This window comes from Novosphingopyxis sp. YJ-S2-01, assembly GCF_016093175.1.
Lineage (GTDB): Bacteria > Pseudomonadota > Alphaproteobacteria > Sphingomonadales > Sphingomonadaceae > Novosphingopyxis > Novosphingopyxis iocasae.
This window is the reverse complement of sequence record NZ_JAEDAI010000001.1, coordinates 1816773-1829042: the sequence shown is the minus strand read 5'-3', so window position 1 is coordinate 1829042 and position 12270 is coordinate 1816773. Positions and strand designations below refer to the sequence as shown.

Below are 12270 nucleotides of genomic sequence, written 5' to 3'. Positions count from 1 at the left end.
GCCAGATCATGGATATCATTCTGCTGGAACGCGTCGAGAAGCTGGGCACGATCGGTGACGTCGTCACCGTGAAGGACGGCTATGCGCGCAACTTCCTCCTTCCCAACAAGAAGGCCCTGCGCGCCAACAAGGCGAACCGTGAGGTGTTCGAAGCCAATCGTGAGCGTATCGAGGCCGAGAACGCCTCGAAGCGCAGCGACGCCGAGACCAAGTCCAAGGACGTCGACGGTCTGGAAGTAACGCTGATCCGCGCCGCCTCCAATACCGGGCAGCTCTACGGTTCAGCCTCGGTGCGCGACATCGAGAACGGCCTCAACGAACAGGGCGCCGAGATCACCAAGTCGATGATCGTGCTGGAACGCCCGATCAAGTCGATCGGCATGTATGACGTGCGCGTCATGCTGCACCCCGAGGTGGTTTCGATCGTAAAGGTCAACGTCGCCCGCTCCGAAGACGAAGCCGAGCTGCAGCGCAGCGGCGTCGACGTCATCGCCAAGATGTTCGAGGACGATCAGGCCGAGCTGCGCGAGCTTGCCGCCGAAGTCACCGGCGACGGCGACGCTGGCGACGAAGGCGTGCCGAGCGCAGCCGACGCTGCCGAGGTGTTCGAGGAAGCTTCGGTCGAACAGGCCGAAGACGGCACCGCACCGCGCGACGAGGGCACCAGCCCGCCGTCCGACGCCAACGCATAAGCGACGGGGGCTGCAATGCCCCCGTTACAAGTTACAGAAAAGGCGCGGGAACCCACCGGTTCTCGCGCCTTTTCACGTGGCCCTTCCGGGCCTTCCGGGCGGGTTTGAACGCGCTCTAGACTGTCGCTGCCATCGCGGCGACAACGGCGAGCAGCGTACCGCCGGACATGATAAGGGGGAGAATATTCTTCAGCATTTCCTGTTCTCTCGTGCGCAAGTCATTTGCTTGACGTGCGATGAACGGAAGCGAAGTCGCTAAGGTTCCCGGCCCACGTTAACTTTTCGCTAAGGCTCGCGCCTTGCGTGAACCCCAAACGCAGCGGATCAATAGCCCATCAAGCTCATGACTTCCTTGCGGCTGCGCTGATCGTCCAGAAACACGCCCAGCAGCCGACTGGTGACCATCGACACGCCAGGCGTCCGGACACCGCGCGCCGTCATGCAGGCGTGGCTTGCCTCGATCACCACTGCGACACCGCTCGGGTTCAGTTGATCCTGAATGCACTGCGCCACTTCGGCCGTCAGGCGCTCCTGCACCTGCAAACGACGGGCATAGCCGTGCAGCACGCGCGCTAGCTTGGAGATACCGACCACTCGGTCCGTGGGCATATAGGCGATGTGCGCCTTGCCGATAATCGGGGCCATGTGGTGTTCGCAGTGCGACTGGAACGGAATGTCCTTCAGCAGGACAAGTTCGTCATAGCCGCCCACTTCCTCGAACGTGCGCGAGAGATGCACGCCCGGGTCTTCCTCATAACCCTGGCAATATTCTTTCCAAGCACGTCCAACGCGTTTTGGCGTATCGAGCAGACCCTCGCGATCCGGGTCGTCGCCGGTCCAGCGGATGAGCGTTCGGATCGCGTCCTGAACATCCTGCGGCACCGCTATCTTGCCGTCCGGCGCACGCACCAGATCGCCGTCTACCGCATGATCGAATTCGCTCATTTCACGCTCCTTTTCCGACCCGCAGCGCTATCGCGCCAGTCTCGGTCGGGCAAGGGCTTGCGCAGCCCGAACGGGCTTTGAGCTGTCAGCCCGCCAGCGCCTTGACCTGCCGGTGAAGCCCTACCGGTCTTTTTTGGCGAACGGCTTCGCACCGCCTTTGGGAGCGCCGCCGCGTTTGCCTTTATCGAACTTGCCTTTGTCGAAGGGTTTGCCTGCGCCGCCCTTCCCCTTGGCGAATTTCGGCTTGAACGCCTTGCCCGAGGGCTGGTTCTGCGAATCTCCCCCGCCCTCTTTCCGGTGCAGCTTGGGGCGCCCTGCGTTTGCGGGCTTGCCCTCATGCTTCGGTTTGCGACCGGGGCGGGTCCGCTCTGCCGGACCTTCGGGCGATTGGGTGATCGTAATGTCGTCGCGCGGATCGCCCTGCTCGTCCGAATTGGCAGTACGGCGAAGCGCCGCCTCGAAATCGCCGCTGACCGCGCGCGGAATTTGAAAGAAGGTTTCGTCCGGTCCGATACGGATGGCACCGACGTCTTTCTTTGTGATGTGACCGCGGCGGCACAGAAGCGGCAGGATCCAGCGCGGATCGGCATTCTGCCGCCGCCCCGCATCCATGCGGAACCAGATGATGTCCTCGAAGCCGGGACGGTGGCGCTCTTTCTGCGCCTCCTTGCGCGCCTCGGGCGAGTTTTCGATCAGTTCTTCTGGTGCTGGCATTTTCGCACGGTGGATCTGGACTAGTGCCGCCGCGATATCGCGCGGGCTGCGCTCGGCCAGCAGTCGATCTGCCAGGCGGAGCTCTTCCTCATCATAATCGGCCGGCTCCAGCAAAGCCGTGAGCAGGCGTTCCTGGTCCTGCGCCCGGATCGCCTCCGGCGTGGGGGCATCGATCCAGTCCGCCTGCACCTTGGCACCGCGCAGCATCGATTCGACGCGGCGGCGGCGCGGATAGGGCACCACGAGCACCGCGGTGCCTTTATTGCCCGCACGCCCGGTGCGGCCGGAACGGTGCTGCAGCGTCTCCGCATCGCGCGGAATCTCCGCATGGATCACCAAGCTAAGCGCGGGCAGATCGATGCCACGCGCCGCGACATCGGTGGCCACACAGACGCGCGCACGCCCGTCACGCAGCGCCTGCATGGCGTGATTGCGTTCGGATTGCGAATGCTCGCCCGACAGCGCCACGACTGCAAAGCCGCGTTCCTGAAGGCTGGCGTGCATCCGGCGCACGCTCTCGCGTGTGGCGCAGAAGACGATGGCCGTCTCGGCGTCGTGAAAACGCAGCAGGTTCACCACCGCATGCTCGATTTCGTGGGGCGCGACTGTCACCGCCTGATAGGCGATATCGCCGTGGCCGCGATCCTCGCCCACCGTCGAGATGCGCAGGGCATCGCGCTGATAACGCTTGGCCAGCGCCACGATGGGCTTGGGCATGGTAGCCGAGAAGAGCAGCGTGCGGCGCTGATCCGGCGTTCCGTCGAGAATTTCCTCAAGATCGTCGCGAAAGCCCATATCGAGCATCTCGTCGGCCTCATCGAGGACGGCGGTGCGAAGATCGGACAGATCGAGACCGTTGCGTTCGAAATGATCGCGCAGACGGCCCGGCGTGCCGACGACAATATGGGCGCCCTGTCGCAGTACGCGGCGTTCCTTGACCGGGTCCATGCCGCCGACGCAGGTAGCGATGACGGCGCCGGCCTTTTCGTAAAGCCAGCCAAGTTCGCGGCTTACCTGCAAAGCCAGCTCACGGGTCGGCGCGATCACGAGTGCTAGCGGAGCGGCAGCAACGCCCAGACGATTGTCCTCACCCATCAGCTCGGCGGCCATGGCGAGGCCGAAAGCGATGGTTTTGCCCGAGCCGGTCTGCGCCGAAACGACCAGGTCACGCCCGGCAGCCTCGTCTTCCAGAACGGCGGCCTGCACGGCGGTGGGGTTGTCATAGCCGCGCGCGGCAAGCGCCTCGGCAAGCGGGGCGGCGATATCGTTGAAGGGCATGGGCCTCGATAAGGTGCAACGATCCGCGATGTGCCGATCGATCTGGCCGGCGCGCTATACTGGATCGTTGTCAGGAAAGTGGCGCGCCCGGAAGGATTCGAACCTCCGGCCCCCAGATTCGTAGTCTGGTGCTCTATCCAGCTGAGCTACGGGCGCTTGGAAGGGCGGCTGATACGGTCCAGATGCCATCCTTGCAAGGACTAATTCCAACCTTTTTGCATTAGTTTTCCGATCGCCCGGTGAAGCCGCGGGCCAGCGTCTCGTAAAGCTTGTCCGGACAGACAAGCTGGCTGGTCTGGTTCGCGATCAGTGCCGCCGCCAGCATGGGCATCATCAGGCCGCGGCTGACGGTGGTTTCAGCAAGAATGATCACGGCCGTCAGCGGTGCGCGCACAACGCCGGTGAAATAGGCGACCATGCCGAGGAGCACGACCGCGCTTGCGGGTTCGCCCGGGAACATGAAGCGCAGCATGTTGCCGAAGCCTGCACCCGTCGAGAGGCTGGGCGAGAAGATGCCCCCCGGCAGCCCCGCAACCGCTGTGGCCAAGGTCGCCGCAAATTTGGCGAAACCGAACCACAAAGGCAGACTGCGCCCCTCGATCATGGCGCGCGCGGGATCATAGCCTGTGCCCCAGGTCAGCTGTGTGACCACGCCCAGCACCGCCACGATGACCCCGCAAATGCCGGCGGCCAGAAGCGGACGCTTTGCGATCTGGGATCCCAGGCGGCTGGTGCTCTGCGACGCGGCAATCAGGAGCCGCGAAAAGCAGCCGCCCGTGACCCCGCCCAATGCGCCGGCCAGCGGTGCGACGATGAGCGCGCTCTTGAAAGAAAGCGCTGCTCCGTTGACGCCAAAATAGATATAGTCCCCCGAAAGCCCCTGCGCGACCATACCGGAGATCAGGATCGCGGTCATCACGAGCAGCGTCACGCGCTGTTCGTAAGCGGCGGCCAGTTCCTCGATCGCGAAGGCTATTCCGGCAAGCGGGGTGTTGAACGCCGCGGCCACCCCCGCCGCGCCGCCTGCGATGTACATCGAGGTGCGCATCGGTATCCGCATGATCTTGTGGCACTGCGCCATCACCGCTGCGGCGAGCTGTACCGTTGGCCCTTCCCGGCCGATGGACCCCCCGCACAGCAGCGCGCCGAGCGTCAGCAGCGCCTTGAGGATAGCGGTTTTCATGGAGACCAGCGCCGCAATGGTGCCGGAGCTGGCGGACTTCGCCGCGATTACCTGCGGAATGCCCGATCCGCGCGCCATCGGTGCGAAACGGTTGGTGGCCCAGACCAGAACGATGAAGCCCAAGGGGGTCGTGACCAGCGGTACATAGGGGTAGGCTTCGTGAAACGCGGTGAACCGGCCCGCCACCCAGTCGCTTACATCGGCAAACAGCAGCGCCACCACGCCGATCGCGATCGCACCGGCACCGATCGCGACGCGGCGGCGGAAGACCAGCGATTGGGGCCCATGCGCGCGCATCATAGCGCGGGCACGGTTGCGGGTGATCGGTTTCATGCGGCGATCCGGTTAGGAGCTGCGGTGGGGCGCATCACCGCTCTCTATAACGAAGCGGCGGCGGGATCAAAGGCGGCGATCGCTCCTAGCCGCCCTGGCTCCCCTTCAACGCCGCCTGAGCGGCCGCCAACCGCGCAATCGGTACGCGGTAAGGCGATGCGGAGACGTAATCGAGGCCGGCTTTGGCGCAGAAGGCGATGCTCGCCGGATCGCCGCCATGCTCGCCGCAGATGCCCAGCTTAATGCCCGAGCGCGCCTTGCGGCCACGCTCCACCGCGATCTCGATCAGCTGGCCTACGCCCGCGAGGTCCAGGCTGACGAACGGATCGCGCTCGTAAATCCCCTTCTCCACATAGTCGCCGAGGAAGCGGCTCGCATCGTCGCGGCTGACGCCCAAAGCGGTCTGCGTCAGATCGTTGGTGCCGAAGCTGAAGAACTCGCCCACTTCGGCGATCTCGCCCGCCATCAGCGCGGCGCGCGGCAGTTCGATCATGGTGCCGACGAGGTACGCAACCTCGCGCCCCTTCTCCTCGAACACCGCCTTGGCGGTGCGATCGACGATCTCGCGCGTGATCTCCAGCTCGCGGCGGGTGCCGACCAGCGGGATCATGACCTCGGGCAGCGGCGCTTCGCCCGAAGATGCCTCCACGTCGCAGGCTGCCTCGAAGATGGCGCGCGCCTGCATCTCGTAGATTTCGGGATAGGTAATGCCCAGGCGGCAGCCGCGATGGCCCAGCATCGGGTTGAACTCGTGCAGCTCGTCCGCACGGCGCTTGAGCGTATCGACCGACACGTCCAGCTCGCTCGCCAGTCCTTCGAACTCGGTATCCTCGCGCGGCAGGAACTCGTGCAACGGCGGGTCGAGCAGACGGATCGTGACCGGCAGGCCCGCCATCTCGGTGAAGATCGCCGCGAAGTCGCTGCGCTGTTCGGGCAGCAGCTTGGCCAGCGCCGTGCGCCGACCTTCTTCCTTGTCGGCCAGGATCATCTGGCGCACCGCGCTGATGCGGCCGGCATCGAAGAACATGTGCTCGGTCCGGCAAAGGCCGATGCCCTCCGCTCCGAATTCGCGCGCGGTCTTGGCATCGAGCGGCGTTTCCGCATTCGCCCGCACCTTCAGGCCGCGCAGATCGTCCGCCCATTCCATAAGGGTTGCGAAGTCGCCGGCCAGTTCGGGCTGCAGCGTGGGCACCTGCCCCGCCATCACCTGCCCGTTGCCGCCGTCGATGGTGATCACATCATCCTCATCGAAGGTACGTCCCGCCACCGTCAGCGTGCGCGCCTTGGCGTCGATCCGCAGCTCGCCCGCGCCGGAGACGCAGGGGCGGCCCATGCCCCGCGCCACCACCGCAGCGTGGCTGGTCATGCCGCCGCGCGCCGTAAGGATGCCTGCCGCCGCGTGCATGCCGTGAATGTCTTCAGGGCTCGTCTCGACGCGCACCAGGATCACGCTTTCGCCATTGGCCGCACGCCGCTCCGCCGTATCGGCATCGAAGCAGATCGTGCCGGACGCCGCACCGGGCGACGCGGGAAGGCCCCGCGCCACCACATCGCGCGGCGCATCGGGATCGAGTGTCGGGTGGAGCAGCTGGTCGAGCTGCATCGGATCGATCCGCGCGATCGCCGCCTTGCGGTCCACCAGCCCTTCGGCGGCCATGTCGACCGCGATCTTGAGCGCCGCCTTGGCCGTGCGCTTGCCGGTGCGCGTCTGCAGCATCCACAGCTGCCCGCGCTCCACCGTGAACTCGATGTCCTGCATGTCCTTATAGTGCTGCTCCAGCGTCTCGAACACGGCGGTCAGCTCCTCGAACGTCTCCGGCATCGCCTCTTCCAGGCTCAGCGGCTTGGCGCCCGCCTCCTCGCGCGCGGCCTTGGTCAGGTACTGCGGCGTGCGGATGCCCGCGACCACGTCTTCGCCCTGCGCGTTGATCAGATACTCGCCGTAATAGGCGTGCTCTCCGGTCGAGGGATCGCGGGTGAAGGCGACGCCGGTGGCGCTCGTCTCGCCCATGTTGCCGAACACCATTGCCTGCACGTTCACCGCCGTGCCGATGTCATGCGGGATGTCGTTGATGCGGCGATAGACGCGCGCGCGCTCCACGTTCCAGCTGCCGAACACCGCGGCGATTGCGCCGTTCAGCTGATCGTTCACGTCCGTCGGGAAGGGCTGGTCATGCTCCTGCGCCACGATGCTCTTGAACTGCGCCACCAGCGCGCGCCAGTCGGCCGCGGTCATCTCGGTGTCGTTGAAGTAGCCCTTGTCTTCCTTGGCGATCTCCAGTGCTTCCTCGAACAGGCCGTGGTCGAGGCCCAGGACCACGTCGGAGTACATCTGGATGAACCGGCGGTAGCTGTCCCAGGCGAAGCGCTCGTCTTCCGAGATCGCGGCGAGGCCTTCCACCGTCTCGTCGTTCAGGCCCAGGTTCAGCACCGTGTCCATCATGCCGGGCATCGAGATGCGCGCGCCGGAGCGGACCGAGACGAGAAGCGGGTTGGCCGCATCGCCGAAGCCCTTGCCCGTCACGCCCTCGATATGCGCGATGCCGTTCGCCACCTCTGACAGCAGGCTATCGGGCAGCGTCTCGCCCTCATCGTAGAAGCGCGCGCACATGTCCGTGCTGATGGTGAAGCCCGGGGGCACCGGCAGGCCGATCGAGGCCATCTCCGCCAGGTTCGCGCCCTTGCCGCCCAGCAGCGCCTTGTCGCCCGTGCCGCCCTCGGCCACGCCGCCTCCGAAGCGGTACACATAGCGCTGGGGAGAGTTCTGGTCGGTCATCGGTCGGCTCCTTTGGAGTCTGTGCTTTGGGAGTTCGGGTTGGTCGGGCCGGTGCAACGCAGCTTCACACGCTTCACACTGTCCTGAGGGAGAAATCTGGCCTGAGGGAGAAACCTGGCGCTCATAAACGGGCGCCGCATTGCGCCAATGGGGCCTGTGCCGAGGGCGGGCGGCGGGAAAAGGGCGACGCGCGCGGTGCGCCGGTCTGCATCCTTATCGTTCACCGTCATCTCCTCGCATTCCCCACGGCAGCGCCAACGCGCGCGCGACGCGTCCGCGGCAATCGAATCAGCCTGATCTTCTGCCGCATTTACGGGCGTGTAGGACAGGTTTTTTGCCCCCCTGTCCACTGCCCGGTGGACAGCCCTAGCCAGTGTCGGGGGCACTGGCAAATTCCCGGCCTAGCCAGTGCCGGAAGGACTGGCAAATTTGCGGCACCAGAAAGAACAAAAGACCGCTGACGGACAGGAACCAACAGTCGAAATAAAGATTTATTGTATCGGCTGCGGCCAACGCATGAATTGGCCAAAGCCAAGGCATGAAAGGTCATAACAATGAAAAAGAAGACTCTTACCCTCTTCCTTGCTGCCACCTTGCCCGTGGCGCTTCTCGGTGGTTGTGCGGCCACCCCCTATCAGCCGGCCAGCGCATCGGCGATGGCGGACGGCTACAGCGACATGATGGTCGGCAACAATGTCTATCAGGTCAATTTCAAGGGCAATAATCTGACCAGCCGGGTCACGGTCGACAATTATCTGCTCTATCGCGCCGCGCAGCTCGCGCAGCAAAAGGGCTTTGCCGGGTTCACCCTCATGAATGCCACCACGGACGATACCGATATGGTGGACGTGACGCCCGCCATCGGCCGTGGGCTCTATCCCGGCTTTTCGCCTTATTACACGCTGTACGGGCCGTTCGGTGCCTATGAATGGAACCCGTGGACGACGGCGAATTGGGACAATAGCGTCGATGTGACCAGCGTGAACAATTACGATGCCCACGCCACCATTCGGCTGACGAACAGCGCGGGCGGAAAGACCTATTTCAATGCCGCCGATGTCATGTCGCGGCTGTCTTCATCCGTGAAGATGCCGGGCTGAGACCGGCGACAGCCGAAAAGGGGCGGACAGACGCCCGCCCCTTTTTCAAAACCTTACCCTTCGATCTTAGAAAAATCGGCAACCTGGTTCACGGCAGCCCGGAAACGCGACAGCAGAGCGAGGCGCGCGGCGCGCTTGGTCTCGTCCTCATCGTTCACCGTCACGCCTTCGAAAAAGCGGTCGATCGGATCGCGCAGTGATGCCAGCGCAGCCATCGCGCCCTCGAAATCCTCCGCCTCGACAGCGGAGCGGGCGCGCGGCTCGGCTGCGGCCAGCGAATCGATCAGGGCCTTTTCCGCAGCTTCAGGCGTGTAGGACAGGTTTTGCTGTTCCGCCGCCGCTTCAGTGCCTTCCTTTTTCAGGATATTGGCCGCGCGCTTATATCCGGCTATAAGGTCCGTGCCCTCGGGCGTCTCGACGAACGCCTGCAGCGCCTTCACCCGGGCGAGCAGCCTGACGAGATCGTCCTCCCCGCCAAGCGCGAACACTGCGTCGATGAGATCGTGGCGGACGCCTGCTTCGCGCTGCTGAACTTTCAGGCGATCTGCGAAGAAATCTAGCAAATCCCAAATTCGCTGAAGATAACGATTTTCGTCACCATCATACCGTGACGTAAGCCGGTCTTTGAATGCCGTTCGCGCAGCATCGGCAAAGGCTGAAAAATCGACCGGGCTTTTAATTTTCCAGTTTGAATCGAGGCCCCTCAGCGCAGTTTCAAAGACTGGCAATCGAACGTGTGACGTTTCGATTATTTGAATTACCCCTAAGGCCGCCCGCCGCAAGGCGAAGGGGTCTTTCGAGCCAGTTGGTTTCAGATCTTCGCTGAAAAACTGAATCAAGGTATCCAGTTTGTCCGCCAAACTCACCGCCACCGTCACTGGCGCGATGGGCACATCGTCGCCCTGCCCCACCGGCTTGTAATGATCGCGGATCGCGGCGGCCACGCGTGGGTCCAGGCCCTCGGCTGCGGCATAATAACCGCCCATAAGGCCCTGAAGTTCGGGGAATTCGCCGACCATCTCCGTCACCAGATCGGCCTTGCAAAGCTCGGCAGCCTTCTGTGCCAGATCGGCGGTTTCCGGCTCGCCGTCGCCGACAATCCCCTCTTCCACCAGCCAGCGGGCTAGCTTGGCCACGCGGTCCACCTTGTCGGCGACGGTGCCCAGCTTCTCGTGGAAGACGATGTCCTTCAGCTTTTCGGCATGCACAGCGAGCGACGTCTTGCGGTCCAGATCCCAGAAGAACTTCGCGTCCGAAAGCCGCGCGGCGAGCACCTTTTCATTGCCCGCCACCAGCGCCGCCCCGCCGTCCGTCGCTTCGATATTCGCGGTACAGACAAAGGCGTTGGCAAGGCGGCCCTCCCCGTCCTCGCAGACGAAATATTTCTGGTTCACGCGGGCGGTGAGCTGGATCACCTCCTGCGGCACATCCAGAAACGCTGCGTCGAACCGGCCGAGCAGCGGCACCGGCCATTCGGTGAGGCCGGCATTTTCCACCACCAGCCCTTCGTCCGCAACCAGCGAAAGCCCCGCGTCCGCCGCCGCCTCCGCCGCGCCGTCGCGCACGATGGCCTCGCGCTCTTCATGATCGACGATGACATGGCCTGCACGCAGCTTCACCGCATAGTCGTCCGCGTCACCAATGGTGATGTCGCCGCGATGATGGAAACGGTGTCCCAACGTCACTGCGCCGGACGTCACCCCATGGACCTCACACTCGACGACCTGCTCGCCGAACAGCGCGACGATACCGGAAAGCGGACGCACCCAGCGCAGGGACTCGGTGGTCTGCGAGGCAGCGCCCCAGCGCATCGATTTCGGCCAAGAGAATTCGCGGACGATCGCCGGGATCGCCTCGGCCAGAACGTCGCGCGTGGCACGGCCGGGCGTTTCGATCACCGCAAACAGGACGGCGTTGCCCTTCTTGTCCTCGCGCTCGACCAGTTGATCGCGCGTGAGACCCGTGGAGCGCAGAAAGCCCTCGATCGCTTTGTCCGGCGCATCGGCGCGCGGGCCCTTGCGCTCTTCGGAAACCGCCTGCGTTTCGTCCGCCAAGTCCTTGGCAATCAACGCCAAACGCCGCGGCGTGGAATAGACGGTGATGGCGGATGCGGTGAGCCCCGCCTCGCCGAGCTTGGCGCGGAACAGTTTCTCCAGCTCCGCGCGCGCACCCTTCTGCATGCGCGCCGGAATTTCTTCCGATCGCAGTTCGAGCAGGAAATCGGTCATGCCACGCTCCAGTCGGGATAGCGCGCCGTCCAGTCGGGCGTGTGCCGCTCGATATGCGCTTCGCACGCGCCCTTCGCGAGATCGCGGACGCGGCCCATATAGGCGGCGCGTTCGGCTACGGAGATGACGCCGCGGGCCTGCAACAGGTTGAACACATGGCTGGCCTTCACCGCCTGCTCATAGGCCGGGATCGGCAGCTTGGCGTTGAGGCAGTTCTCGCTCTCCGCCGTCGCCTTGCGGAACAGATCGAACAGCGCCTCGGTATCGGCATGTTCGAAGTTCCAGGCGCTCATCTGCTTCTCATTTTCCAGGAAGACATCGCCGTAAGTCACGCCGTGGCCGTTGAAATCCAGATCGTAGACGCTGTCGACACCCTGGATGTACATGGCCAGCCGCTCCAGCCCGTAGGTCAGCTCGCCGGACACCGGCTTGCAGTCATAGCCGCCCATCTGCTGGAAATAGGTGAACTGCGTCACTTCCATCCCATCGCACCAGACTTCCCAGCCCAGGCCCCATGCGCCCAGCGTGGGGCTTTCCCAGTCATCCTCCACGAAGCGGATATCATGGAGCAGCGGATCGATGCCGATCGCGACCAGACTGTCCAGATAGAGCTGCTGCAGATTTTCCGGCGATGGCTTCAGGATCACCTGATACTGGTAATAATGCTGCAGCCGGTTGGGGTTCTCGCCATAGCGCCCGTCGGTCGGGCGGCGGCAGGGCTGCACGAACGCGGCACGCCACGGGTCCGGCCCCAGCGCGCGCAGCGTGGTCGCGGTATGAAAGGTGCCCGCGCCCATTTCCAGATCATAGGGTTGCAGGATCAGACAGCCCTGCGCGCTCCAGTAATTGTGGAGCGTCAGGATCATGTCCTGAAAACTCAGCGGCTTTTCGGGCGGCGTAGCGGCCACGGTTTTCCTTTCGCACGCGCGAGATGGATGACGGCGCCCGCCTTGGCGGATGGCCCCGGAACGGTCAAGCCGGGCCGAAGACCGCTCGCACACCATGTCAGCCCTACGCGACT

Annotated in this window: 8 protein-coding genes and 1 tRNA gene; 2 read left to right on the top strand and 7 right to left on the bottom strand. The window is 64.2% G+C overall.

What is annotated here, in order from left to right; genetic code table 11:
• The first annotated feature begins 8 nt into the window (after window positions 1-8).
• Window positions 9-692, top strand: coding sequence for a 50S ribosomal protein L9 (gene rplI / locus I6A82_RS08935; RefSeq protein WP_198094575.1), 684 nt, complete (start codon window positions 9-11; stop codon window positions 690-692).
• A gap of 324 nt (window positions 693-1016) precedes the next feature.
• Here rplI and folE read toward each other — a convergent pair whose 3' ends face one another.
• From folE to ppdK, 5 genes are all read right to left on the bottom strand, one after another.
• A complete protein-coding gene (gene folE, locus I6A82_RS08930) occupies window positions 1017-1637 on the bottom strand; it encodes a GTP cyclohydrolase I FolE (RefSeq protein WP_187336015.1) in 621 nt (206 codons plus the stop codon).
• A 120-nt stretch (window positions 1638-1757) separates the two neighbouring features.
• The gene (locus I6A82_RS08925) at window positions 1758-3629 is read right to left on the bottom strand and encodes a DEAD/DEAH box helicase (RefSeq protein ID WP_198094574.1); all 1872 of its coding nucleotides are present in this window, start codon (window positions 3627-3629) and stop codon (window positions 1758-1760) included.
• Window positions 3630-3708: 79 nt separating this feature from the next.
• Window positions 3709-3785 (bottom strand) — tRNA-Arg (locus tag I6A82_RS08920).
• Window positions 3786-3849: 64 nt separating this feature from the next.
• Entirely contained in the window at window positions 3850-5145 is a 1296-nt protein-coding gene (locus I6A82_RS08915; protein WP_187336013.1) for a chloride channel protein, read from the bottom strand.
• 85 nt (window positions 5146-5230) lie between these two features.
• Window positions 5231-7921: a pyruvate, phosphate dikinase gene (ppdK, locus tag I6A82_RS08910; protein ID WP_198094573.1), complete on the bottom strand. Its 2691-nt coding sequence runs from the start codon at window positions 7919-7921 to the stop codon at window positions 5231-5233.
• Window positions 7922-8475: 554 nt separating this feature from the next.
• Between ppdK and I6A82_RS08905 the strand changes: the two genes are divergently transcribed.
• A complete protein-coding gene (locus I6A82_RS08905; RefSeq protein WP_198094572.1) occupies window positions 8476-9021 on the top strand; it encodes a CC0125/CC1285 family lipoprotein in 546 nt (181 codons plus the stop codon).
• 53 nt (window positions 9022-9074) lie between these two features.
• Here I6A82_RS08905 and glyS read toward each other — a convergent pair whose 3' ends face one another.
• Window positions 9075-11249: a glycine--tRNA ligase subunit beta gene (glyS, locus tag I6A82_RS08900; RefSeq protein ID WP_198094571.1), complete on the bottom strand. Its 2175-nt coding sequence runs from the start codon at window positions 11247-11249 to the stop codon at window positions 9075-9077.
• Window positions 11246-12115, bottom strand: coding sequence for a glycine--tRNA ligase subunit alpha (locus I6A82_RS08895; protein WP_232343597.1), 870 nt, complete (start codon window positions 12113-12115; stop codon window positions 11246-11248). Before I6A82_RS08895 ends, glyS begins: the two co-directional genes overlap by 4 nt.
• Window positions 12116-12270: the final 155 nt, after the last annotated feature.